Below are 25,646 nucleotides of genomic sequence, written 5' to 3' on the forward strand. Positions count from 1 at the left end.
GGCCTGTGCTTGGCTCCGTTCCGGCTGCATGCTATCTTGCGGGCACGTTCCTTCACGATCAACATTGGACGTCTCATGCGTCCGGCAGGTGTCATGATGGGTTTCCTCCGTCCCGGTTACGTGTTGTTGCTTTGCTGGTTCGTCCCGTTGATCGCCGCGGCGCAGGGCCTGCCGTCCATCGCCGAGAAGACGCGCGGCTTCGAGCGGCAGGACGGCTTCTTCCCGCTCTACTGGGACGCGGCGGAAGGCAAGGTGTGGCTGGAGATCCCGCGCTTCGACGAGGATTTCCTGTACGTGGTCTCGCTGCCGGCGGGGCTGGGGTCGAACGACGTGGGGCTGGACCGCCACCAGCTCGGCGATGAGCGGGTGGTCCGCTTCGAGCGGGTCGGGCCGAAGGTGCTGCTCGTCGAACCCAACCTGCGGTTCCGGGCCGGGACGGACAACCCCGCCGAGCGAAAGGCCGTCGAAGAGGCTTTTGCACCGGCCGTGGTGTGGGGCTTCAAGGCCGAAGCCGAAACCGCCGGCCGTGTGCTCGTGGATGCGACGGACTTCGTCGTGCGGGATGCCCACGGGGTCATCCGGCGCCTTCGCGAGACGGGGCAGGGCACGTTCCGGCTGGATGCGGCCCGCAGTGCGCTCCACGTGCCGATGCTCAAGGCCTTTCCCGAAAACACTGAGATGGAGGCACGCCTGACGTTCGTGAGTGACGATCCGGGCCGGTTCGTGCGCGACGTGGCCGCGGATCCCTATGCCGTCACGCTGCGGGTGCGTCATTCGTTCGTGAAACTGCCTTCGCCGGGCTACGAGCCCCGCGCTTTCGATCCCCGCGCCGGCTTCTACCCTCTGACGTACGCCGACTATGCCGTGCCCATCGGGGAGGAAAAGGAGCGGCGCTTCATCACGCGCCACCGCCTCGCGTGTGCCGGCCCGCGGGGCGCCGACGGCCTGTGCGATCCCGTCGAGCCCATCGTCTATTACCTGGATCCCGGCACACCGGAGCCGGTCCGCTCGGCGCTGCTCGAGGGCGCGCGGTGGTGGAACGAGGCCTTCACCGCCGCCGGCTACCGCAATGCGTTTCGCGTGGAAATGCTGCCGGAGGACGCCGACCCGATGGACGTGCGCTACAACGTCATCAACTGGGTGCACCGGGCGACGCGCGGCTGGAGCTACGGCTCTTCGGTGACGGACCCGCGCACCGGCGAGATCATCAAGGGGCACGTGCTCCTCGGCTCGCTCCGCGTGCGGCAGGACTACCTGCTGGCCGAGGGGTTGCTGGCACCCTACACCGGCGAGCGCGCCGCCGGCCCCCCGCCCGAAGACGATCCGATGCTGGCCATGGCCCTGGCCCGCCTGCGCCAGCTCTCGGCCCACGAGGTGGGCCACACGCTCGGCCTGGCTCACAACTTCGCCGCCTCCGTCAGCGATCGGGCCTCGGTGATGGACTACCCCGCCCCGCTCGTGACGCTCGATGAGGACGGGCAGGTCGTGCTCGATGGGGCCTATGCCACCGGCATCGGCGCCTGGGACAAGGTCGCCATCCGCTACGGCTACACCGACCTTCCCGACACGGTGGACCGGAAGGCCGCGCTGGAGGCCATCCTGCATGAAGCGCACGCAGCCGGGCTGCAGTACGTCACCGACGCCGATGCCCGGCCGGCCGGCGGTGCGCACCCGGCCGCACACCTCTGGGACAACGGCGACGACGCCGTCCGCACCCTGGCGCAGGAGATGGCCGTTCGCCGTGCGGCCCTCGAACGGTTCGGGCTCTCGAACATTCGGGTGGGGCGGCCCCTGGCCACGCTCGAAGAGGTGCTCGTGCCGCTCTACCTGCGCCACCGGTATCAGGTCGAGGCCACGGTGAAGCTCGTCGGCGGGGTGCACTACACGTACGCCCTCCGGGGCGACACGCAGTCGCTACCCGAGCCGGTGCCCGGCGCCCGCCAGCGGGCGGCCCTCGAGGCGCTGCTGGCCACGCTCGCCCCCGAGGCCCTCCGCCTGCCCGGGCAGCTCCGCACCACGATCCCGCCGCGCCCCCCCGGCTATGGCCCCCACCGTGAGCTGTTCGACCGACACACGGGCCTCGTCTTCGATCCCTACGCTCCCGCGGCCGGGGCGGCCGAACTGGTCCTCGGCCTGCTCGTCCACCCGGAGCGTGCCGCACGGCTCACCTATCAGAAAGACTTCGACCCGTCGCTGCCGGACCTGAGCGAGGTGCTCACGACCGTCTCCGAGTTCGTCTGGGAACGCAGCGTGCCAGACGACCCCTACGACGCCGAGTTGCAGCGCACCGTGCAGCAGGTGTGGACGGACGCCCTGCTCGATGTGTCCACCCGGGACGACCTGGCGCCCGCCGTCCGCGCCCGCATGACACAGCACCTCCGCGAGGTGCACGCGTGGCTGCAGGATCACCCCGGTAACCCGCGGGACCATGAAACCGTCGCCCACCGCGCCTTCGTCTTCGACCAGATCGACCGCTACCTCTTCCGCGAATACCGGCCGGATGAGCCCCGGGCCGACCTGACCCTGCCTCCCGGTTCGCCCATCGGGCAGGACGCGCCCGGCTTCGTACACCGCCGGCACGCCCGGCGAGCCTATCTCGAACACCACGCCCCCGCCGCGTTGTGCACCTTCTCCGACCTTCAGAGATGACGGGTTCATCGTACGTTCGCCTGCGCCTCGCCGGCGTGCTGATGGCCGGTCTGTGGGGAGCGGTCGCGGCCACTTGCGCGGGTACCTCCGGCGGCGTGCGGCCTGCCGTGCCCGCCGACACGGTCTTCGTGCGCGTCAACCTCGTCGGTTACCTGCCGGGAGACGCCAAGGTCGCCGTCGCTTTTTCCGAGGCTCCGGTGCACGGCGCGTTCACGGTCGTCGAGGAGCCGGCCGGGGCGGTCGTCTTTCAGGGGGAGGTGCGGCCCGCACCGGCAAAAGGCTGGGGGCGGTTCGCCCACTACTATGAACTGGACTTCAGCGGGCTCGCCACGCCGGGCCGCTACCGCGTCCGCATGGAGCAGACGGGCGACGTGTCGGCCCCCTTCACGATCGGGCCGGACGCCTACGGGGCCTACCACGAAGACCTGCTCGGCTTCCTGCGCCAGCAGCGCTGCGGCTACAACCCCTTCCTGGACCGCGTCTGCCACCGGCGTGACGGGCGCACCTTCTATGGCCCGGTGCCGGACTCCACCTACCTCGATGTCAGCGGCGGCTGGCACGACGCGGGCGACCAGCTCAAATACCTCATCACCGGCAGCAATGCCACGGCACGCCTGCTCCTGGCCTATCTGCTCGAGCCCGACAAGTTCGGTGACGTCGTCAACGACCTGGGGCAGCCCCGGCCGAACGGCCTGCCCGACGTGCTCGACGAGGCCCGCTGGGGACTCGACTGGCTGCACAAGCTGCACCCCGAACCGCATCTGCTCGTCCATCAGGTGGCCGACGACCGGGATCACATCGGCTGGAAATGGCCGGACCGCGACCCCTCGGACTATGGCTGGGGGCCGAACAGCTATCGCCCCGCCTACGTCGCCACGGGGCGGCCGCAGGGCCTGCGCCAGTACCAGAGCGAGGCCACGGGAATGGCCAACCTCGCCGGACGTTTCGCCGCGGCCATGGCCCTGGCGGCCCGTCTCTGGCAGGACCTCGATCCGGCCTTCGCGGCGAAATGCCTGGCGGCGGCTAAGTCCGCCTACGCCCTGGGACGGGCCCACGAAGGCTACCAGCAGGGGAACTCCTACGGCGCCCCCTATCGCTACGCCGAGCGCACCTGGGCCGACGACATGGAATGGGGCGCCGCCGAACTCTATGCCGTGACGCGGGATCCGGCCTACCTCGCCGATGCCCGGCGCTACGCCCGCCTCGCCGGAGCGACCTCCTGGATGCCCCGCGACACCACGGAACACTACGAATACTACCCGTTCGTCAACGTCGGTCACTTCGCCCTGTATCCCCACGTGGACGGAGCCTTCCGGGACACGCTGGCCGGCTACTACCGCGACGGCATCGAACACGCGCTACGGCGCGGCCAGACCAATCCCTTCCGCATCGGGGTGCCCTTCATCTGGTGCTCGAACAACCTGGCCACGGCCCTCATCACCCAGATCCTCCTCTACGAGCGCATGACGGGCGACACTCGGTACCACGACTTCATGCTGGCCCAGCGCGACTGGCTCCTCGGCCGCAACCCCTGGGGGACTTCCATGTTCATGAGCATTCCGCGCGACGGGGAATACCCGCAGGACGTGCACACGAGCATCTGGGCCCTGACGCGCCGTGAAGTCCCCGGCGGCCTCGTGGACGGCCCCGTCTACGCCACGATCTTCAACAGCCTGCGGGGCCTGCACCTGACCGCCCCCGACGAGTTCGCCCGCTTCCAGAACCCCTACGTGGTCTATCACGACGACATCGGCGACTACGCAACGAACGAGCCGACGATGGACGGCACCGCCGGCGCCGTCTATTTCATGGCCCATTTCGGCTCCGCGGCGCACCTCGCACGCTGACCGTCCCGTCCCGGTTTGGGGGGCACGAAGCGGATGCGGCTTACGGTCCCGGAGGGGGTTGCGGTGCCGGGCGGCCGAGCATCTGGTCGTAGAGCCGCCGTAGTTCTTCCGCGTCCTGCCGGTAGGTCGAGTCTTCCAGCGTTTCCGCCAGGCGGGTGCTGAAGGCGGCGGCGGCCTCGAAGTCGCGCGCGTCCAGGTAGGCCAGTTGCAGCATCTGGACGAAGCGGGCGGCCATCTCGAGGTCGCGTTCGCTGCGGGGATGGCGGAGGCGGTGCAGCACCACCGGTTCGGCCTGTTGCAGGATCGCGATGGCACGGGCGCTGTCCCCGGCGGCCTGGTAGGCGCGGGCCATGAAAAGGAACGAGCGCTCGTCGCCGGGGATGGTGTCGAAGGGGACCGCCTCCATGAAGTCGTCGAGCAGGGTGCGGGCTTCCTCCGCGTGCCCCTGTTCGGCCAGGCTCTCGGCCGTGTGGGAGAAGACGGTGCGGTAGCCGTCCACCATCCGCCGGATGTTTTCGTCGTAATAGACGTCCGGGTCGTTCAGGTTGGTGAAGCGGAACTGGCGGAGGCGCCGGGGGGTGATCTCCGGCACCACGCGGCCCAGGGGGTCGTCGGTCTTGATCGGCACGACGCGGTAGGCCTGTCCTTCGAGCTGGAAGTAGTCCTGCAGGTCGAGTTGCCCGTCCGGGCTGACGGTGACGGCGAAATAGACGGGCCGCTCCCAGTTCTGGCGGGCGTTGGTCGTCAGGATGTCGAGCACCACCTGGTCGGCCACGTAGAGGATGTTGATCTCCTGCCCGTTCTCATCCCGTCCGAAGGGGCGTCCCCGGAGGGTCCAGCGCATCGGGCTTTCGATCCGGTTCGTGTCCGGCGCGGGGATGGGGAACTCCGGGTTGTCGAAGAGTTTCTGCCGGTCTACGGGCAGGGCCAGCTCGCGCGGTTGCCAGCGTACGACGTTCAGGCTGGCGATCTCGCGTTCGGAGAGGGAGATCGGCAGCGGGGCCGACTCGCGGGACCACTGGTTCTTGAGCTGGCGGATGTACCAGTCCGTGTTCAGCAGCGACAGGTTCACCACGCGCACGTCGCGGCGGATGCCCTCGACCTCCTGCAGGTACCACAGCGGGAAGGTGTCGTTGTCGCCGTTGGTGAACAGGATGGCGTTCTCCTCGACGCTCATGAGCATGTTGTAGGCGTAGTCCGGTGCCACATACCGGCCGGAGCGGTCGTGGTCGTCATAGTTGACGTACGTCATCCAGAACGGCACGGCGGCGGCCAGGACGGCGGCGATGCCCAGCGGGGCCGCCAGGGGCAACGTCCCGAGGCGGCGCCGCAGGCTGTGGGAGGCGGTCTCGATCAGGCCCGAGGCGCCGATGCCGACCCACAGGCTGAAGGCGAAGAAGCTGGCGACGTAGGAATAGTCCCGTTCACGGGGCTGGAGCGGCGGCTGGTTCAGGTAGAGGATGATGCCGATGCCCGTGACGAAGAACAGGATGAACACGGCGAAGGCCCGCCGCCAGTCCCGCCAGAAATGGAAGGCCATGCCGATGAGGCCCAGCAGCAGCGGCAGGCCGTAGTAGGCATTGCGGCTGGCCCGCTCGCTGGGCGTCTGTTGCAGGTACGGTTTCGCCCGGGCATCCGAGAAGGTCACGATGTGGGGAGCGTCCTGTACGTCCGCCGCCCTGCCGACGAAGTTCCACAGGAAGTAGCGGACGTACATGTGCCCGAGCTGGTAGTGCAGGAAGAAGTCCAGGTCGGAGTCGTACTGGGCGTAGACGCGTTCGTGGTTCGGATCGGGCGAGTGACGGCGGGGGAAGAGCACCTCGCGGCGGGTGTCCACGCGGCGGAGGCGGTTGTCGAAGGTGGGGCCTTTGAGGATCGGGGTGTTGCCGTACTGCTCGCGTTTGAGGTAGTAGACGATGGCCTCGGCCGTCTCCGGGTCGTTCTCGTCGATGGGCGGATCGGCCATGCTGCGGATGAAGATGAGGGCGTACGTCGAGTAGCCGATGAGCACCAGGGTGATCGACAGGGCCACCAGGTTGGCGGCCTGCAGGCCCCGTGTGTGCGTGTAGTAGACGGCGAAGGCGACGAGCGCGACGACGGCGAAGAAGAACAGGAACGGCGCGCCCGAACGGCCGGCCCAGTCGGGCAGCCACTGGACGATGACGGGGAAGATCAGGAAGAAGGCGAGCGTGGAGACGAGGCCCGTCCCGAGCAGGCCGAGCCAGCGCTGGCGCGGGGTCCAGTCCGGCTTCTCGAACTCGGTGTAGAAGAAGATGAGGGCGATGAAGAAGATCGCCAGCAGGTTCAGCAGGTGAACCCCGATGGCCAGGCCGAACAGATAGGCGATGAGCAACAGGTAGCGGTTGGTCGCCAGGCCGAAGGGGTGTTGCCCGCGCCCGGCCAGGGCTGCTTCCTCCTGCAAGGCCTCCTCCCGCCATTTCAGGATGAGCCAGACCACCAGCGCCGTGAAGAGCATCGACAGGGCATACACCTCGGCCTCGACGGCGTTGAACCAGAACGAGTCGGTTGCCGCGAAGGTGCAGGCGCCGATGACGCCGCCCGCGAGCGCCGCGAGGCGGTCCCCCGTCGTCCACGTGGCGGGTGCCCCCTGCCATTCGCGCACCAGCCGCACGATGATCAGGTGGGTCAGCAGTACGGTGAGGGCACTGGCCAGGACGGAGACCAGGTTCACCGCCAGCGCCACGTGAGGAGCCGGCACGAACATCGAAAAGAGCCGCCCGATGAGCATGTAGAACGGCGCACCGGGCGGGTGGGAGACCTCCAGCCGGTTCGCGATGGCGATGAACTCACCCGAATCCCAGAACTCCGCCGTGGGGGCGACCGTCAGGACGTAGAGGACCAGCGCGTAGAGAAAAACAGCGGCGGCGACGAGCCGCTCCGTCAGCTTCCAGTTCATTTTCAGGGTTTTATTGCACCGTGCATGTGGCGTGGGAACGGCACCCGTGCGCGATCCGGAATACGCGATTCCCGGCCCGTTTCGGGGCCTGAGCGGGCCGCTGCGTGTACCGTGGCGGGTTCCGGACACGCCCGCTATGAACGCAGCCGGTGCCGGTTTGATTCGCCCGCCGGTCAGCGGTTGCCGCCGACGACGAGCACGATCTCCCCGCGTACCCGCTCCTGCCCGGCATAGGCGGCATGCAGGTCGGCCAGCGTGCCGCGGCGGATCTCTTCGAACTTTTTCGTCAGTTCGCGGGCGACGGCCGCCGGGCGTTCCGCCCCGAAGACCTCGACGAACTGCGCCAGCGTTCTGACCAGCCGGTGCGGCGACTCGTAGAAGACCATCGTGCGGGGTTCGGCCGCCAGGGCCTGCAGCCGCGTCCGGCGTCCTTTTTTGACGGGGAGGAAGCCCTCGAAGACGAAGCGCTCGCACGGCAACCCGCTTGCTGCCAGGGCCGGCACGAAGGCGGTTGGCCCCGGCAGGGCCTCGACGGGCAGGCCCGCCTCCAGGCAGGCCCGCACGAGGTAGAAGCCGGGATCCGAGATGCCGGGTGAGCCGGCGTCGGTGATCAGGGCCACGCGGGCGCCGGCCTGCATCCGGGCGATGAGCTGCGGCGTCTTGCGGGTCTCGTTGTGGTCATGGTAGCTCGTCCGTGGCGTCTCGATGCCGTAGTGGTCCAGCAGCACCCCCGAGGTGCGGGTGTCCTCGCAGGCGATCAGGTCCACCTCCTTCAGGATGCGCAGGGCCCGGAGGGTGATGTCCTCCAGGTTGCCGATCGGTGTGGGAACGAGGTACAGCAAGGCGTGTTCGTGGCTGTCAGCGGGATCGGGAGTTCGGGTTCCGGGGCGTCGCGTTCGCGACCCGTGATCGGGTTCCGGCCACCGCGCCCGACCTGGTCCCTCATCCGAACCGCACCCTACCCTACAAACTACGGGCTGCGATCACGGCGTTCCACGTCGCGGGGGCGAAGGGCTGCCGGATCGTTCGTCGAAGGCCGCCCGGCGGCCGGGGGGGCGTCGGTGCTCTGTCCCCGGCGGCGGCGCAGGTAGGTCGCCAGCCGGGTGCGCAGGCGGGGCGTGGCGCGCAGGTCGAGCGTCACGTAGAGCACCAGCCACAGGCCGGCCACGAGCGTGACGAGGTTGGCGGCCCACATGCCGACCCACGGTGAGAGCAGGTTGCGGTCGGCGAGCTTTTCGCCCTGCACCAGGGTGACCCAGTAGAAGAGGAACAGGCCGAGGGCCAGGGCGCCGGCCGTACCGAGACCACCGCGCCGGATACTCAGGCCCAGCGGGGCGCCCACGAGCACGAAGATCAGGCAGGCCAGGGCGATCGAGCGTTTCTTGTGGATCTCCACCCGGTAACGGTTGGCCTGTTCCTCTTGCCATTGCAGCGTGCGCCGGGCGTTGTCGATCTCGGTGCGGGTCTGGCGGGCCCGTTGCACGGCCACGTCATAGACCTCGTACTGCCGGCTTCTCGGGAGGTCGCGGAGCACGGCCCGGGCGGCACGGTGCAGGGTGTCGGGGCCGGCGGCGACGGTCGGCAGGGCCGGCGGGCGGTCCGCCCCGCGCGACGTCGTGTCCCGGGCGGTGGCCAGCCGCAGCGTCTGCGCCAGGAGGGCCTGCCGTTCCCGGGCGAGGCTCTGCTCCAGCGAATCCACGACACGAAGCATCTCGGCCGAGCGCATCGTCCGGTCGGAGCGCCGGGTGCGGTCCGGGTCGCTGCGTTCGAAGATAAAGTCGGAAAGGTCGAGGCGGAGGCGATACCGTTCGAAGGCGAGGCGTTCGTAGCGCTCCGGCTCCCGCATCGAAGGGGGGCGGTTGCGCCGGTGGATCTCGCCGTCGTGGAGGATCAGGTCGACCCGCTGGCCGTCCTCCAGGGGGCGGATACGCCCCTGCCGTGCTTTGATGTCCACGCGTTGCCGGGAGCCCTCCGTGTAGTCGTAGATGAGCACGTCCTGAAGCCGGTTGGGGTCGTCGGGCGGGATGTGCTGCACCAGGATGCTGTAGTTGTTGAGTCCCTCGTAGAAGACGCCGGGCCGCAACTCGAAGCCGGGTTTCTTCTTCCGGATGTCCCACCACAGGTTGCGGGCGCGAAAGTTGGCCTCGGGAAGGACCTCGTTGTTGAAGTACCACATGCCTCCGGCCAGCAGGGCACCGGCCACGAGGACGGGCCAGACCAGCTGGGGCAGCGACACGCCGGCACCCTTGATCACCGCGTAGGCGTTCGACTCGGCCAGGCGGCCAAAGGTCATCAGCGTGGCGATGAGCACCGACATGGGCACGGCCAGCACCAGCATGTAGGCCAGATTGTAGACGATCAACTCCAGCACCACGGCCAGCGGCAAGCCCTTGCCGACCAGATCCGGCAGGTACCGGATCAGAAACTGCATCAGCAGCAGAAACATGAGGATCCCCAGCCAGCCCAGGAACGGGCCGGGCAGGAGGCGGAGGATCATCCGGTGAAAACGGGTCAGCATGAGGCCGGCGGCGGTCGACACTCCGGATCGGGGCTTCAGGCTCGCCGGAGGGTCAGCAGGGTGATTTCGGGGCGGATGCCCAGCCGGACCGGCGGCCCGACGGTGCCCAGCCCGCGGTTGACGTAGAGGAACTGGCGACGCCCGGTGCCGGGGTGGTCTTCGGCGTAGAGACCGGCCCAGCGCGGGTAGACGACGCGGGCCAGGCTCCACCGGAGCGGCCCGGCCTCGATGCCGAGCTGCCCGCCGTGGGTATGCCCGCAGAGCATCAGGTCGATCTCGGGATGGTGCGGCCGCACGTGGGTATCCCAGAACGAAGGGTCGTGTGCGAGCAGGAGCGTGGTGCTGTCGTCGCCGGGGACGACGCCGTCGAGGGCGGCCGGCAGGTCGGCATAGTTCTGGCGGAAGCCCGTGTTATCGGTGCCGACGACGTAGAGCCGGGCGCCGTCGATCTCCAGGATGCGGTTTTCGTTGACGAGCAGGTCCACGGGCGTTGCCCGCACGGCGTCGACGACGGCCGGGGTGTGGGCGTAGTGGTCGTGGTTGCCCAGGCAGCCGAAGACCCCCAGCTCGGCCCGGAGCGTGCGCAGCGCCGGCAGGATCAGGTCCAGTTCGCGCTCGTCGTTGTTGACGAAGTCTCCGGTGACGGCCACCAGGTCCGGTTGCAGTTCGCGCACGAGGGCGACGGCCTCGTGCATGGGCCGCGGGCTGAAGAACGAGCCGGCGTGCAGGTCCGAGAGCTGGGCGATGCGCAGCCCGTCGAGGGCGCGGGGCAGGCCCGGGATCGGCACCTCCACGCGGAAGAGGGTGAAGTCGTAGAGGGTGCGAAAAACCCCGTAGCCGACGATCACGAAGGGCACGGAGGCGGCACTCCAGCCCAGCTTCTGCAGGAAAGCCCGGCGGGGCATGCGTTTCATGTCGGAGAGGTCGAGGGCCGGTTCGCCGGGCGCATCGGCCGGGGCGGAGGACGCCGTCGCCGGGAGCAGCCGCTGCTGGAACCACCCGAACAGCCAGATCACGAAGCGGATCGCATCTTTCACGAGCAACCCGGCGGCAATGACGACACGGGGCAGGTAGTAGATGACCCACACGCCGACCACCAGCCCCCGCACCAGCTTGGGCTCGACCTCCCACCAGCGTGAGACGGAAAAGTACGCCGGCAGGAGAAACGGCATTACCCAGAGAGCAACCCGGTAGACCGGCAACGTGCGGCGGGCCCAGCGCCGGAGTCCGGCGAAACGCCGCCAGTTCCGGTACACGTAATAGTCGAGCAGGAAAAGGCCGGCGGCAAGGCCGAGTGCCAGGAAAACAAAGTTCAGCATGGCCGTGATCGTCGGAGAGGCGACGAGGCAGGGAAGAGACGGGCCCGTCGCGCACGCGCTTATCGTTTGCCCGGTCCTATTGTTCCACGAGAAAAGCCGAGGGCGGCGCGGGATCCCGGCAGGCCGTATGGCATACCACCGCACCGGTTTTCTCTGATTCCAGCAGAACGGCAGGCCGCATGACGATCAAGACCTTCACCTTCAACCCCTTCATGACGAATTGCTACGTCTGCCACGCCGCCGGCGAGGCGGTGCTCGTCGACGCCGCCGCCTCCACGCCGAAAGAGCAGCAGGCCGTGCTCGACTATGTCGAGGCCAACGACCTGACGGTGCGGCACCTGCTGCTGACGCATGCACACATCGACCACATCTTCGGCTGTGCCGCCTTTGCCCGGCACTTCGGCCTGTCGTTCAAGATGCACCGGGACGACCTGCCGCTGCTGGACCGGGCGCAGGACCAGGGTATCCTCTTCGGCCTGGAGGTCGAACCGCCCCCGCCCGTGCAACACTTCCTCGACGAAGGCGATACCCTCCGTTTCGGCGGGCATGCCTGGGAGGTGTTGCATACCCCCGGCCACTCCCCCGGCTCCATCTGCTTTTACGATGCCGCGGGCGGCTTCGTCCTCTCCGGCGACGTGCTCTTCCAGGGGTCGATCGGCCGCACCGACCTCTGGCGCGGCTCCCTGCCCGAACTCATGGCGTCCATCTACCAGAAGCTGATGCCCCTGCCCGACGAAACCCGCGTCTATCCCGGGCACGGCCCGGCCACGACCATCGGCCGCGAACGAACCCATAACCCTTTTCTCACCGGCAGCTTCTCGTCGTTTTGACGGTCGAAGGCCCGGGCGATCCGGGTGGGTGTGCGAGATGGTTTCAGGTTCCGGTTTGAAACCGGCCCCCCCCTTCTTCCCCGGAGCCGGTGTCAGAAGGTCAGCCCCAGGCCTGTCGAGAACGTGGTCATGTGGCCGAGGCCGGCGTCGGCGTTGAAGGTCACCGGGCCGAGGAGCAGGCTCAGGCCTGCGATGCCCCGTGTCTTGTTGATGCCCTTCAGCGTGAAATGGATCGGGACGGGTCTTCGCCCCCGCACCGAGGGGTCCAGCGTGTAGCGGATGGTGACGGTGGATTCCTCCCTCTGAAGCCCGCCGTAGAGTGTGAGCACGCCCAGGCGCTTGCTGACCTGCACGTTGGCGGCAACGGTCTCCAGCTCCACGACCCGGCTGCCCGTCGCGTCGTCGGCCGTGACGCGTTGCCAGGCGGCCTGTACGGCCAGGTCGAAGGGGAGCAGCGGAACGTACTGCGCCAGGCTGTGGCGTACGCCGACCCCGTAGAGGGCCACCCCGCCGAAGTCGGACACGGTGGTTTGCGGGAGCCAGCGGACCATCACGTCCGTGCCCAGCACGGTGCCGAGACCCAGTTGCAGCACCGCCGATGGCAGGGCGGGCAGGTCCACGAGCCCGCCTATGGTGGCATAGTCCATCGTCGTGTCGAACGCCGCCGGGAGGACCAGCCCCAGGTAGTGGAGCGTCGTGTCGTGATCGACCACGATGGCGGCTTCGGGGGCCTGCGTCTCGCCGAAGATCGTCGGGGCATCCTGCAGGACCACGGTCCCGGGCACGTCGACGGGGATGGTGGTCGAGCCGATCCTTTGCTCCAGCGTCACGCTGTCGGTCAGAATCAGGTCGAACCGCTTGCCGGCCTCGGGGATGAGGGTGCCGAAGGCCTTGATACCCAGGTACACGTTGAGCCCGAAGCGTTCGTTACCCACGCGGGCGGTGTGGAACAGCCCCGTGTTGAGGTTGGCTCCGGCGGCGTCGGCAAAGGGTTGCGTGTAGGCCCGGGCATAGGCCTCGCCGACCCGGCTCAGGGTCTCCCGGAGGTCCTGGGCGTGCAGGAGGGGGGCAGGCAGGAGCAACAGGAGTGACAGCAGGAAAAGGCGCATGGTGGATCGCAGATCAGCGTAGGCGGAGCATCGTCCGGACCTCGGCAGACGGCCCGGCCTTCAGCCGGTAGAGGTAGACGCCTGCCGGCACGCGGGCACCGGCATGGTCGAGGCCGTCCCAGGTCACCGCGTACGTGCCCGGCGGCTCCACCCGGTCGACGAGCCGGGTCACCTCGCGCCCCAGCACGTCGAAGATCACCAGTTCGACGTGATGCCGGGCGTGCAGCCGGTAGCGGATCGTCGTGGCATCCTGAAAAGGGTTGGGATGGTTCGGCTCCAGCGCAAACGTCCCGGGCGGGGTGGAGACCCGGTGTGCCGGGTCGGCCGCGAAGGCTTCGGTGCCGATCAGGATACGCAGGAGGTAGGGCTCCCCCGCCTCCGGCGACAGCCGGAACCCCCCGGGCCCGGCCGGCAGGAAACGGCCCGTCTGCCGGTCTACGACGTAGATCCGGAAGCCGTCCGGCAGCGGCTGTTCCATGTCGATCTCGAACTCGATTGGAAGCGACGGTTCGGTTGCGACGACCTCGATGTCCCACGCCTGTCCCGGTTCCTGCAGGGGTTTGAAGTTGCCGGCATAGCGTCGCCCTTCCTCGACGATGGAGAGCCGGAGCGAGGATTCCACGGGGGGCGGCTCCAGGAAGTCGAACGGGTCCCGGCCCACCGTGGCCCCGGGGAGGAGGCCGATCCAGTTCCAGGTGTCGCGGAGGGCACCCGGCCCCCGGGCCTGCAGGCGCACCACCGGGCCGCCGGGCGGCGAGCTGCGGAATCCGGTCGCCGTCGTTTCGCCGGCGGCCTCGTGCGGCGGAATGATCATGCGCACCGGCTCGTCGCTGTCGTTCCGGATGAAGTATCCCGTCCAGGGCTCCATCCAGGGGGTACGCCCGGGAGCTGCGACGAACTCCCCGTCGAAAGCGTAGATCTCGTTCCGGTTGATGACGTCAGGCTCGAAGCGGACCTCGTCCCAGGCGACACGGAAGGCGAAGGGGTTGCCGATCTGGGTCCAGGCGTTCGGAGGCAGGGAGAGCGTGTACGGCGTCGACGTGTCGACCGAGTGCCCGCTGCCGGTGCCGAAAGGCTGCCCGTCTGCAGTGATCAGAAAGAAGGCCGTGCCGGGGGTGAAGCCTTCGCCGGTTTCGGGGTGTTCGACGTAGGCGTTGCGGGCCGGGCTCCACCGGAGCAGGCGCCACCGCGCGCGGTCGTAGGGACCGTAGTCGTCGGCCAGGACGGCGTCGGTGCCCGGGGCGTCGAGCACGAGCGGGACGGACACCATCCGGTAGGCCCGCGGGGGCGGTGGGACGGGCGGCTCCAGCGTGCCGACGCGCACCGGAAGGACGGCCGGGCGGTTCCGGGGGTCGCGCGGGGGAAAGGTGGTGCCGTCGCCCAGTTCGATCCAGTACTCGAGGCCGCGTGCGGTGACGAAGGGACCGGGGATCTCGACCATGCCGTTCGTGATCGGGATCGGGGGCTGGTACGTGCGCGCACCGCCGGGCCGGAAGTACAGGGTGCCGCCGGCCGGACGGCCGTCGAACCGGCTGACCTGCAGGCGCACGCTGGTCCCGGCCGTGGCGTCGCCGGCGTCGACGCGCACGGTGGTCGAGGCGATGGCCAGGAGGTGGGCCCGCGCGCCCGTGGTGTCCGTGGCGGCCACGTAAAGCGTGCGGTCGGAACCGAGGGCCGGAGAGGACCAGACGACGTCGTGCCCGGTCGGGAACGACCACCGGGCCGAACCGTCCGGCCCGACGGCGTAGAGGCGGCCGTCGAAGGCGCCAAAGTAGGCGACCCCTTCCGCATCGACGGCCGGAGACGAGGTGACGGGCGCGCCGACCGGAAAGCGCCAGCGCAGCGTGCAGTTCGGGGCGACGGCATAGAGGTGGCCGTCGAAGGAGGCGACGTAGACCGTGCCGTCGGGTCCGATGGCCGGGGAGGCGACGATCCGGCCGCCGGTGACCTGGCAGGGAACCGGGGTGTCGCTGCCCGGCCGGAGGGCATAGAGGGTGCCATCGAAGGCGCCGGCGTAGACCGTGCCGTCGGGCCCGATGGCCGGAGAGGCGACGACGTCGCCCTGGAGAAACCACGCCTGCCGGCTCTGGTCCGGGCGGCAGGCGTAGAGGTGGCCGTCGAGCGAGCCGGCGTAGACCGTGCCGTCGGGTCCGACGGCCGGGGAAGCGACGACGTCACCGTCGAGGTGGCACACGGCCCGGGGGACGTTGCCGCCGGGGGCGACGGCGTAGATCGTGCCGTCGAAGGCGGCGACGTAGACCGTGCCGTCGGGCCCGACGGCCGGGGAAGACCAGACCTCACTCCCGGCGGCAAAGGAAGCCGGTGTCGGGGTCCCGGCGGCCGCATCGAGCCCGTAGATCGTCTCGTCGAGCGAGCCGATGTAGACCATGCCGTCTTCGGTGAGGGCCGGGGAGGAGAGCGCCGGCGCGTCCAGGGCCGTGGCCCACCGGAGGGTGCCGTCCGCGTGGAGGGCGTAGACCTGCGTGGCCGAGCCGATGTAGATCGCCCCGTCGGCCCCGACGGCCGGTGAAGAGAACGTGGGACCGATCAGGGCATACGACCAGGCCAGGGCCGGTTGCTGCGGGCCCAGGTTGCCGGTGCGGCCGGTGCGGGCGGCGTCGTGCCGGAACATCGGCCAGGGACCTGCCGCCGGGCGGGGCGACCGGACGGCGGTGCCGGCCGAATCCGCCGGCTCGCCTCCGGAAGCCGGGAGCATCCCGGCCTCTCGCATGGAGGCGGGGCTGCTGAACCACATGGCCACCAGGACAAGAAGAACCCGGATCGTCGCGACGGTCATAAGACTCTCTCGTTCTCTGCAAGGGAGCAGCCGGAACCAGCGCTGCGATGCGGGGCACAGGGATCGAAGCAGGGTTAATCTACTGCACGGCGGGCAGATTTGCCGCCTGGACCCGATAAAAGGAGTGACGGGGTTGCCGGAGAGACCGGCATCAGGGCCAGGTGGGTTGCAACAGCGGGTTCGGGGTGCCCTTACGGTCGAAAAGGCGGTGGATGGACGCATAGACCAGTTCGCCCATGGTGACGCACCGCTCAAAGGTTTCGTCTTCGTAATGTGCGGCCAGCTGCGCGCCCAGCCGTCGCACGTGTTCGTCCGGAGCGATGAGGTCTTCCTGCATCACCTCCATGAGCCGGTCGAAACGCCCGTGCGAGACACGTACCCGCCCCGTGATCAGGGCCCGCTCCTCCCGCTGGTACTGGTCCACGTTTTCGGGCGAGAGGTAGCGGCGTGTGGCCCGGAGGAAGGGGCCGTTCTGGGGGTAGCACTCCGGGATGTAAGTCTCCTTGCGCCAGTGATGACACTGCTGGTCGAAGTCGATCGGACGCATGTGGAAATGCCATTTCTCGAAGTCGCGCGTGATGTCGATGACGAAGTTGCCCGAGTGCATGTCGCCCAGCAGGCAGATGAAGCTCCGCTCGTTGAACTTGACGAATTCCTTGGCCAGGCGTACGAGGTCGAACCGGGTCATGGGCATGCTCTCCCGCGCGAAGTCGTTCGCCGGGATGCCGATGACGTGCTCCTCGATGACGGTGTTTTCGTGGATGAAATAGTTGATGCGGTTCGGGGAGAGGATGTGTTCGAGTTCGAGGCCGTAGATCCGGTTGGCATCCACCCGTTTGATGTAGAAATAGTCGAAGTTTTCGTTGAGCCGGTTGACGATGCGCACGCGAAAGGGCAGCGTGTTGCCGTAGTTGCACACATCGATGCGGTCGATGTAGAGGTTGCGTGCAAAAGAAAGGTCTCCCTCGGCCTTGAGGATGGCGTAGGTGAGGAGCAGGTGGTGGTGGATCTCTTCCTGCTCGGTGGGTGGATAGAAGACGGTGGACCAGAGCGTATCCTCGCCGGCCTCGTTGTAGACGGGGATCTCTTTGTCGAAGCGGCGCAGGTCTTCGTACCGGATACCAGCCGACGAGAGACGGCCGTACCGCAGCAGGTATTCCCGGAAGAAGTCGCTGATCGGGTAGACCGCCTTTTTCCGGCTGATGAGGTGCTTCATGGCGAACGCGGTCCCCGGGTCAGACGCTGTGCGAGAGCATGCGCTCCCGGACGCGCTCGTAGTAGGCCTCGTAGAGCGGGACGATGTGGCGCACGTCGAACGTGTTCACCGCCCGGGCCCGGGCGGCCTTCGCCATGCGGGCATGCAGCGCCTCATCCAGGAGGATTTCCCGTGTGCGGGCCGTGAAGGCCTCGATGTCGCCGAGGGGGCAGAGGAAGCCCGTCTCGCCGTCGACGACGAGTTCGGGCAGTCCGCCGATGTTGCTGGCCACGACCGGCACCTCGCACGCCATGGCTTCGAGCGCCGCCAGGCCGAACGTCTCGGAGCCGCTGGGCATCAGAAACACGTCGGCGATGGAGAGAATCTCCTCGACCGGCTCCTGCTTGCCCAGAAAGCGGATGTCCTCGTAGACGCCGCGTTGCCGGGCCAGGTGCTCGGTGGGAACGCGGTCCGGGCCGTCCCCGACCAGGATCAGCTTCACCGGAAGGTTTTCCGACCGGAGCCGGTGGAAGACCTCCACCACCTCCGGAGCACGCTTGACGGGGCGGAAGTTGGACACGTGCACCAGCAGTTTTTCCCCCTTCGGGCAGATCGCCTGCTTGAAGTGCTCCTTGTTGGTCCGCCGAAACCGCCGGGTGTCGATAAAGTTGGGGATCACCTCGATCTCGGCCGTGACGCCGCCGCAGCAGCAGAGCGTCTCCTGACGCAGGTATTCCGAAACGGCCGTCACGCCGTCCGACCGGTTGATCGAGTAACTGACCACGGGGGCGAAGGAGGGATCCCGCCCGACGATGGTGATGTCGGTGCCGTGGAGCGTGGTCACGACCGGAACGTGGAGGCCTTCGGTGGCCAGGATGTCCCGGGCGAGCACGGCGCTGGTGGCGTGCGGGATCGCATAGTGCACGTGCAGCAGGTCCAGCCGCTCGTACTTCACCACGTCCACCATTTTGCTCGTCAGGTTGAGCGTGTAGGGCGGGTACTCGAAGAGCGGGTAGGCATTGACGTTCACCTCATGGAAGAAGATGTTTTCCTGCACGCTTCCGAGCCGGAACGGCATGGAATAGGCGATGAAGTGAATCTGGTGCCCGCGCGCGGCAAGGGCCTTGCCCAGCTCGGTGGCGACGACGCCGCTTCCGCCGTAGACGGGATAGCACGTGATGCCGATTTTCATGCGACGGCGGGTTGGGTGGATGCAACGGGGCCGGCAATCTTTCCCATGAACGCGACGTCCGGGTACAGGTTGCAACGGCCGGTTGTTACGAGGCCCCGGCTGTTGTGCGGCTTTTGTCTCACGAAGCGGATTGCCACGGCGCCGTTTGGTATACTTGTTGGTATGTTGGTTTGCGTCCTTTCGTATCTCATCCCTGACCCGAACCATGCGACGAACACTTCTCTGGATCCTGGGAGCCGGCCTGCTGATGCTGGGTACGACGAGGCCTTCACGGGCACAGCTCGTCGTCGCTGCCGGCCTCAACTTCGACGATATCACGGACATCGAGGTGCTCGACCGGGAAGCCACCTTCGAGAACGCTACGGGGTGGCATCTGGGCGTGCTTTACGACATCGCCCTGGGGCCCGTTGCCCTGCGGCCCGGCGTCATCTACCGGGACATGAGCAACGTCGAGTTTGACCTTGCCGGCATGCCCGAGCACTTCGGCTTCGACGTGAGCATGATCGACGTCCCCATCGATGTGCGTTTCCGGCTGGCCGCCACCCCCCTGGTCAAGCCCTATGCGACGGTGGGGCCGGTCTTCAGCTTCGTCTCGAACGTCGATGAGGAGTTCGAGGATGCCGTGGAGGATTTCCGGCTCTCCGCCGACGTGGGGGTGGGCCTGGAACTGGCGATCCCGGGGCTGGGCCTGCGGCTCTATCCCGAGCTGCGCTATGCCTTCGGCGTCTCGAAGTTCATCAACGACGAGTTCACCCTCCTCGGGCAGCAGGTCCGGGCGGAAGAGTCGGCCCGGTTGAACTCGTTCATGCTCCGGCTCGGGGTCGGGCTGTAGGGTATGCCGCTTCGGGCCGGTGGAAAAAATCTTCGGCCCGGAAGCCTATCCCGCCCGGAGGCACGGTCGAAAAAAAGGGCACGCTTCGGTTCGGAAGCGTGCCCTTTGCATGGTTGGTTTCGGTGCGGCCCGCTACGAGACGCCCTCGAAGAAGCGGAAACGCCGTTCGTCGATCTCGTACCGCCGGTTCGGGCGGATCGGCTCACGCCCCAGCGCCCAGTTCGGGTGCGGGACGTCGCCCAGCGACCGCTCGCTGTAGAAGTGGCGTGTGTGCAGGGAGAACGGGCGCAGCGAGTCGGGCGCATGGCGCACGTAATGCGCGATCCAGAGCGCCCGCTGCCAGCCCGGCACGTTGGATTCGGGCGTGAGGCTCATGTAGAAGTCCCGTTTGTAGTAGCCGGGCCGGAACGCGCTGAACTGGTAAGGATCCAGCACCACGTCCCGGTAGGTCTGCCGGCCGCGATACTGCGTCTCGACGCGGTTGCGCACCACCCAGGCAATGAGTTCCTGCTCTTCCGGCCGCTTCGATTCGGAGAAGATGCAGCGGGCCAGCCAGAGGGTTTCGGTGTCGATCAGGTCAGGGGGAAGCGGCGCGAGCCGCCTGGGATTGCGAAGGATCTCTTCTATCGGAGGTATCCGGAGGGAGGCGGTCGGGATCGCCGTGCTGTCCGGGATGGCCAGGCTATCGGCGCGCGGCGGGGTGCCGGCACCGGAAGCCGCCAGGCCGACGAGACCTCCACTCAATGCAATCACACCCGCGAAAAGGGAAGGCACGGCAAAGGCCGTAAGCTTCTTTCGCATGGGCTCCTGCGGTTGGTTCAACATAAAGAAATCGTCACCTTAAGGTCGTTAAGGTGACGACGAGCGTGTGCTTACCACACGATGACGTCCTACGGAAACACCATCCGGGTGTTCTGATCTGAAAATAAAATTCAAATCCTTGAAAAACAGTCGTGTGAAAGATATGCGACACTTTATTCACCCCCCGTTCATCCGGTGTTCACGTCGTATTGGAGCGTCGGGGGAGGGGCCGTGCCGTATGCCCGTGTGCCGGGGATGCTTTTGCATGGACGGATCGTAGGGTGCGATTTGTCTTGTGTGCGTCCGGTTCGACCTGCCCGGGGTCGAAACCGGCGAGCCTCCCCGGCGTTGCCCTGCGGTTCAACGTCCTGTCGTATCAGACCGGTTCCCGGATGGCTTTTCGGATCCTTGCCGACGAAAACATTCCCTTTGTGCGTGAGGCGTTCGGGGCTTTCGGCGAGGTGCGCCTGGTGCCGGGCCGGTGCATCCGCCGGGACGTGCTCCGTGCGGTGGACGTCCTGCTGGTGCGCAGTGTCACCCCGGTGGGGGCCGCGCTGCTCGCGGGTACGCCGGTGCGTTTCGTCGGCACGGCTACGATCGGGACGGATCACGTGGACGTGGACTGGCTCCGGCGGGAGGGGATCGCGTTTGCCCATGCGCCGGGTTCCAACGCCGGGTCCGTCGTCGAGTACGTGCTGGCGGCGCTGCTCCGGCTGGCGGTGCGGCGGGGGGTGGCGCTGCGCGGGCGGACGGCGGGGATCGTAGGGTGTGGTCACATCGGGGGGCGGCTGGTCGGGCGGCTCCGGGCGCTCGGGATGGAGGTGCTCGTGAACGACCCGCCCCTGGTCGAGGCCCTTGCGCGGGGGGAGCGGCCGCCGGCCTGCCCGCTGCGGGAAGGGGACCTCCACTTCGTCCCGTTCGACGAGGTGCTGGCCACGGCCGACGTGCTCTCGTTGCACGTGCCGCTCACCCGCTCGGGGCCGTATGCCACGGACCACCTCATCGACGCGGCGGCGCTGGCCCGGATGAAGCCCGGCGCCTGGCTCGTCAACACGGCGCGCGGGGCCGTGGTGGACGGTGCCGCGCTGCAGGAAGCCCTGCGGCAGGGAACGATCGGGGCCGCCGTGCTCGACGTGTGGGAAGGCGAGCCGGCACCCGACCCGGCGCTGATCGCCCGCGTGGATCTGGGTACCCCCCACATCGCCGGCTATTCGTACGACGGAAAGGTAGCCGGCACGGTGATGCTGTACCGGGCGTTCACGGCGCATTTCGGCCTGGCGCCCGCCTGGGATGCCGGGACGGCGCTGGCGCCCGCTCCCACCGACCGCCTCACCCTCACCCCGCCGGACCCCGCGCTGGACGAGACCGCCTGGCTCGATGCCGTCGTCCGGCAGATGTACGACATCGAGGCGGACGACCGGCGGTTTCGTCCCCTGGCAACCCTGCCGCCGCCCGAGCGGGCCGAGCACTTTTCCTTGCTGCGTAAGACGTACCCCCGTCGCCGTGCTTTCGCCTGCCACACCCTGCCCGCCGCCGTACCCGGGGCCTATCGGACGGCGCTCACGCACGGGCTGGGGGTGCGCCTGCCGGACGAGGCGGAGGGGCCCTGAAACATCCGGGCGGGCAGGGGCGAGGGGACGGCGACTCAGAAGAGCTTACCGAACCGTCGGGCCTCGATCAGCCGGTAAATGTCGAACAGGTTGAGTCCCAGCGTCAGCTGCACGAACGTCTGGTGACCCCGGCTGAAGAAGGAGGCATCGACGTTTTGGACGCGCCCGGCATGGAGGGTGTAATGCACCAGCCCGCGTTCGTAGATCAGCGTCAGCCCGAAGAGGCGTTCGTCCGTGTTGGCCGACTGGAGCGATTCGAGGGCCACGCGGAAGACACCGCTGGTGACGGGGCCCCGGTGGGTTTCGCCGAGGCGGTAGGAAAGGCGCAGCCCCGCGAAGTTGGCGCTGCGGATGTCTTCGAAGCGGGCTCCCGTGACGGCAAACGAGGGACCGAAGCGGAAATGCCCGCCGATGAGGTCGAAGCCGATGTCGAAGTTGATCCGGGGCCAGAGGATCGGGGTGAAGTCGCCGCCGTCGCTCAGAAGGAAGCCGGGGCTTGGCAGTTCGAGCGTGACGGCGGGGACCTCTACCGGGGCGTAGTAGTCGATCGATTCGATGGCGGCGCGGCGCCCGAACGAACGCTGGCCGCCGGCCTTGTAGGTGCGTTCGAGTTCGTTCAGCACGGCGATCTGGCCCGGGTCATTGCCGAGCCGTTCCCACAGCGGCCAGGCCGAGGCATACGCCGTGAGGGAGGCTTCGTAGGCGTCCGCCTTTTCCGAAGGCTTCGTGGCCGGGAGCGCGTTGCCCTTTTTGCGTAGCATGGCCCCTCGTTTCATGTGGAGCCGTGCCCGGGTTTCTTCTGAGGGGGCGTCGGCGAGGGCCTCGTCGTAGTGGGCCAGCGCCCGGTCGTACCGGGCGAGGCCGGTCTGGCGTTGTCCCTGCTCGGCCAGGGCATCCCCCCAGGCGCCGTACACGTCCCCGAGCTGCTCGACGATGTCGGTCCGATTGCCTTTGCCGCGGGTGAGTTGGAAGTCGAAGGCGGTCTGGAGTGAGTCCCGGGCCTGTGCGAATCGTCGCATCCTGAGCAGGATGTCGCCCGTGAGGATGAGGGCCCGGGCCACACCGGCGGGTCGCCGGGCGAAGCGGTAGAGGCTGTCGGCTTGCTGTGCCAGGGTCAGGGTATGGTGCAGGCCGGGCGTGCCTGCGTCGAGGGACCGGGCGGCATCGTCCATGAGGTCGTCGGCCTCCCGTCCGGCCCGTTCGCGGGCGAGCAGGGATTGTGTTCGTGTCAGGAGGCCGTCCGTCACGGCGAGCAGGCTGTCCGTCGTGGCCCGGGCGGTTTCCGCCTCGCGGCGGCGGTACTCGGCGAGCCGGAGGGCCATGCCCAGGGAGTCGAGCAGTCCCTGCTGCCGGAAGGCCAGGCGCTGGATCGCCAGGCGCTGGGTTTCCGAGGTGTGCAGGTTGGCGGCCAGGACGCGGCCCAGGGAGTCGGCGTGTTCCTTCTCGACGGTCAGCGCGGCCAGCGTGCCTTTCAACTCGTCGTTGAGGTGGGAGGATTGCTGGAGGAGGGTCTGGATGCTGTCGCGGGCGGCGGCCAGGCGTTCGGCGGCGGCGACGGCCCGGCGCTGCTGGTCGAAGGCATAGGCGGAAGCCAGCAAGGCGAGGCCCAGGGCAACGAGGGCGGCGATGGCCAGGCGTTTGTTTCTCCGGGCGGCCCGCGCCTTCGCCTCGGCCAGGCGGCGCAGGGCCTCGGCTTCGGCTTCGGCGGCCGCCTGGGCCAGCGTGCGTTGCCGTGCCAGCGCCTCACCCTCCCGCCGGATCAGCGGGATCAGATACTCGCTCGACACCTCGTAGTAATAGGTGCCCCGCTGCGGTTTCTGGTTGACGAACCGGCGGCGGTCCAGGAAGGCAAACGTGTCCCGGAGGCGTTCCTCGTCCAGCCGGCCTTCGAGGTCCTCTTCGAGAAAGGCCCGGAGCTTGTCCTCACTGACCACGTCGCGCGTGCCGGACTTGGTGATCAGCCGGCTCAAGAGGAGCACCGCCAGGTAGCGCAGGTCGGGGTCGAGGCGGTCGAGTTCGGCTTTCCAGAAGTCTTCCAGGATACGCTCGACGCCGCCCTCGGCCTCGTAATGCGTGACGTCGATGACGGGGTGGGTGGCGGCATACCGGTCCCAGAGGCGCCGGCAGACGATCTGGAGCTGGGTCGGCTGGATCTGCGTCTCTTCACCGGTGCGTGTGAGGTCGGCAATCAGGCGGCCGGCCAGGGCGGGGGTCAGCTGTGCCGGGAAAGCCGGGCAGGGTTCGCGGCGGTTGCCCGTCTCCGGCCTTCGGAAGGGCCCGCAGATCGCTTCACGTGCCTCGGCTTCGTCCAGCCGGCGCAGTCGCACGCGGTGGTCGAAGATGCGGGGGTAGGCGGTCGCCAGCGTTTCCAGCTTGCCAAGGAAGTCCTCCCGGATGATCAGGAGCACCTTCACCTTCAACCCGCTGTTGACCAGGTCGAGGAGGGTAGCCAGGAGCCGGCGTTGCAGGGCCAGCTCTTCGGCCGGGGATGCCTGTTTGCCCTGGCCGAAGAGGGTGAACAGCTCCTCGAACTGGTCGAAGATCAGAACCGGCCGGACGACCCCGGAGCCGGTTTCGATCAGGTGGCGGAACCGTTCGAGCGAGCATTGCACGGTCGTTCCGGGGGCATCGCCGGCCAGGAGGGAAGGCAGGTAGACCGGCTGCCCGTCCCGGTCGTCGGTGATGCGCTCGATGGAGAGCGGCTCGTCGGGGAAGGGCATGACGCGGAGGCGCTCCGGCTGCATCCCTTCCCGGAGCAGGGCCGGGATCAGCCCCGCATTGATCAGGGACGACTTGCCCGCCCCCGATTCCCCGAAGAGGATCACCAGGCGTGAGACCAGGATCTGGGCCAGGAGGGCATCGGTGGCCTCCTCCCGTCCGAAAAAGCACCGCCGGTCCGCATAGCGGAAAGGGTCGACGCCACGGTAGGGGGAGGGGGGCGGGAGGTCGTCAGCACGAGTCATGGCGGGTAGGCGCGTCCGGTGACGGCTTCATAGAGGGCGGGAACGAACTTCCACAGGTCGTCTTCGACGAAGCGCACCATCTCCTGAAAAATGGAAACGATGAGCTGGTCGGGATAGGGGTCGATCGAATAGGAGAGCGGCAACGTGGCCGGGTCCAGGTACCAGCGCATCGTCCGGTAGAGCAAGCGCAGGTTGTAGTCTTTCAGGCTGTAGCCGATGAACAGGACCGGCCAGGTGTTGATGCGGGAACGGATGTTGAGATGGATCGGGTGCTCCTTCTCATTGCTCATCTTTTCGATGAAGCAAAGGTAGTCTTCCTCCGTGACCACGATGGAGTCCCGGTTTTCGATGTCTCCGTGGAGCTTGAGCAGGACCGGGTTGCGCTCGGAGGGGTCGAGCGTGACGTATTCGGGGGCCCCGTCGGGGTTGTAGACCTTCACGATCGGGTCTTTTTCGCGTCCGTCCAGGGTCAGGGCGCGTTTGAGGGCCCGGTCGAAGAGCCGGTCATAGTTGGTCGTGATGATGATGGGGAAAGGAAGGGCGGCCAGCATGTGCAGGGCCGGGGAGGGGTCGTATTCGATCCGCCCCGTTCCATCGGGCGCGTTGCAGCCCGTGATCTCACGCTGGATGGCCTCGACGAGCCGGCTCCGCGACGTCTGGATCTGGTAGTAGAGGGAGACGCGCAGGAGATTCCAGGTATCGTCGTACGGGTAGTTGCAGGCACGGGCCAGCCGCCGGGAGAGCTCGGCCCCGCCGGGCGGGGCGGTCCGGTAGGTGTAGGGACAGCCCGCCGGCGACGGCGCCGAAGCCATGGCGCCGAGAAAGAGAATACACCGCCCCTGGCGAACACTTTCGGCCACGTCGGCAAGGTTCGGGATCGGGTATGCGGGGACCTGCATGGGCACGCACGTCGGGAAAGGGGTTGAAGGGGACGGTCTACCACACGGTGCAGGGACAGGACGCGGCATGCACCCCCGGCACGGTATCCGCGCCACCGGAGCGATCGGAAGACCCGGCCCACCGGGTGACATGAGCGACCCCGTGCGCCGTTTCAGGCAGGCCGTCCA

At 68.0% G+C, this 25,646-nt stretch carries 16 protein-coding genes; 5 read left to right on the forward strand and 11 right to left on the reverse strand.

The genetic code is table 11. The annotated features are described in order from the left end of the window. Positions 1-75 precede the first annotated feature (75 nt). Positions 76-2,649, forward strand: a complete 2,574-nt coding sequence (locus GQ464_RS14115) for a zinc-dependent metalloprotease (protein WP_228350312.1) — start codon at positions 76-78, stop codon at positions 2,647-2,649. Then, complete coding sequence (locus GQ464_RS14120; RefSeq protein ID WP_228350313.1) at positions 2,646-4,496, forward strand: glycoside hydrolase family 9 protein; 1,851 nt, start codon at positions 2,646-2,648, stop codon at positions 4,494-4,496. Before GQ464_RS14115 ends, GQ464_RS14120 begins: the two co-directional genes overlap by 4 nt. A gap of 40 nt (positions 4,497-4,536) precedes the next feature. Here GQ464_RS14120 and GQ464_RS14125 read toward each other — a convergent pair whose 3' ends face one another. The 4 genes from GQ464_RS14125 to GQ464_RS14140 all read right to left on the reverse strand — a co-directional run bounded on the left by GQ464_RS14125 (position 4,537) and on the right by GQ464_RS14140 (position 11,250). Then, positions 4,537-7,413 (reverse strand): protein O-mannosyl-transferase family, encoded by a 2,877-nt coding sequence (locus tag GQ464_RS14125; RefSeq protein WP_166974259.1) that lies wholly within the window; start codon positions 7,411-7,413, stop codon positions 4,537-4,539. Positions 7,414-7,586: 173 nt separating this feature from the next. After that, complete coding sequence (gene rsmI, locus GQ464_RS14130) at positions 7,587-8,255, reverse strand: 16S rRNA (cytidine(1402)-2'-O)-methyltransferase (protein WP_166974256.1); 669 nt, start codon at positions 8,253-8,255, stop codon at positions 7,587-7,589. A gap of 128 nt (positions 8,256-8,383) precedes the next feature. Next, positions 8,384-9,931, reverse strand: a complete 1,548-nt coding sequence (locus tag GQ464_RS14135; protein ID WP_166974253.1) for an LptF/LptG family permease — start codon at positions 9,929-9,931, stop codon at positions 8,384-8,386. Between the two features lie 35 nt (positions 9,932-9,966). Next, a complete protein-coding gene (locus GQ464_RS14140; protein WP_166974250.1) occupies positions 9,967-11,250 on the reverse strand; it encodes a metallophosphoesterase in 1,284 nt (427 codons plus the stop codon). A 179-nt stretch (positions 11,251-11,429) separates the two neighbouring features. Between GQ464_RS14140 and GQ464_RS14145 the strand changes: the two genes are divergently transcribed. Continuing rightward, positions 11,430-12,080: an MBL fold metallo-hydrolase gene (locus GQ464_RS14145; protein WP_166974246.1), complete on the forward strand. Its 651-nt coding sequence runs from the start codon at positions 11,430-11,432 to the stop codon at positions 12,078-12,080. Between the two features lie 92 nt (positions 12,081-12,172). Here GQ464_RS14145 and GQ464_RS14150 read toward each other — a convergent pair whose 3' ends face one another. From GQ464_RS14150 to bshA, 4 genes are all read right to left on the reverse strand, one after another. Beyond that, complete coding sequence (locus GQ464_RS14150) at positions 12,173-13,189, reverse strand: DUF6588 family protein (protein WP_166974243.1); 1,017 nt, start codon at positions 13,187-13,189, stop codon at positions 12,173-12,175. 13 nt (positions 13,190-13,202) lie between these two features. Then, positions 13,203-15,986, reverse strand: coding sequence for an outer membrane protein assembly factor BamB (locus GQ464_RS14155; protein ID WP_166974240.1), 2,784 nt, complete (start codon positions 15,984-15,986; stop codon positions 13,203-13,205). A gap of 151 nt (positions 15,987-16,137) precedes the next feature. Then, positions 16,138-17,202 carry a hypothetical protein gene (locus GQ464_RS14160; protein ID WP_166974237.1) on the reverse strand — a complete coding sequence of 355 codons (1,065 nt, stop codon included), beginning with the start codon at positions 17,200-17,202 and terminating at the stop codon, positions 16,138-16,140. Between the two features lie 19 nt (positions 17,203-17,221). Further along, the gene (bshA, locus tag GQ464_RS14165) at positions 17,222-18,373 is read right to left on the reverse strand and encodes an N-acetyl-alpha-D-glucosaminyl L-malate synthase BshA (RefSeq protein WP_166974234.1); all 1,152 of its coding nucleotides are present in this window, start codon (positions 18,371-18,373) and stop codon (positions 17,222-17,224) included. A 205-nt stretch (positions 18,374-18,578) separates the two neighbouring features. Between bshA and GQ464_RS14170 the strand changes: the two genes are divergently transcribed. Further along, positions 18,579-19,205 carry a porin family protein gene (locus GQ464_RS14170; protein ID WP_166974231.1) on the forward strand — a complete coding sequence of 209 codons (627 nt, stop codon included), beginning with the start codon at positions 18,579-18,581 and terminating at the stop codon, positions 19,203-19,205. Positions 19,206-19,337: 132 nt separating this feature from the next. On the opposite strand, the gene GQ464_RS14175 is transcribed toward GQ464_RS14170, so the two are convergent. Further along, on the reverse strand, positions 19,338-20,006 hold the full coding sequence (locus GQ464_RS14175; protein WP_228350314.1) for a cell wall hydrolase: 669 nt from the start codon (positions 20,004-20,006) through the stop codon (positions 19,338-19,340). A 392-nt stretch (positions 20,007-20,398) separates the two neighbouring features. On the opposite strand from GQ464_RS14175, the gene GQ464_RS14180 reads away from it, so the two are divergent. Further along, positions 20,399-21,616, forward strand: coding sequence for a 4-phosphoerythronate dehydrogenase (locus tag GQ464_RS14180; protein ID WP_166974225.1), 1,218 nt, complete (start codon positions 20,399-20,401; stop codon positions 21,614-21,616). A gap of 35 nt (positions 21,617-21,651) precedes the next feature. Here the strand turns inward: GQ464_RS14180 and GQ464_RS14185 are convergent, their stop codons facing one another. Beyond that, positions 21,652-24,579 carry an nSTAND1 domain-containing NTPase gene (locus GQ464_RS14185; protein WP_166974222.1) on the reverse strand — a complete coding sequence of 976 codons (2,928 nt, stop codon included), beginning with the start codon at positions 24,577-24,579 and terminating at the stop codon, positions 21,652-21,654. Beyond that, positions 24,576-25,478: an SIR2 family protein gene (locus tag GQ464_RS14190; RefSeq protein ID WP_166974219.1), complete on the reverse strand. Its 903-nt coding sequence runs from the start codon at positions 25,476-25,478 to the stop codon at positions 24,576-24,578. Before GQ464_RS14190 ends, GQ464_RS14185 begins: the two co-directional genes overlap by 4 nt. Positions 25,479-25,646 lie beyond the last annotated feature (168 nt).

Source organism: Rhodocaloribacter litoris, from assembly GCF_011682235.2.
GTDB classification, from domain to species: domain Bacteria; phylum Bacteroidota; class Rhodothermia; order Rhodothermales; family ISCAR-4553; genus Rhodocaloribacter; species Rhodocaloribacter litoris.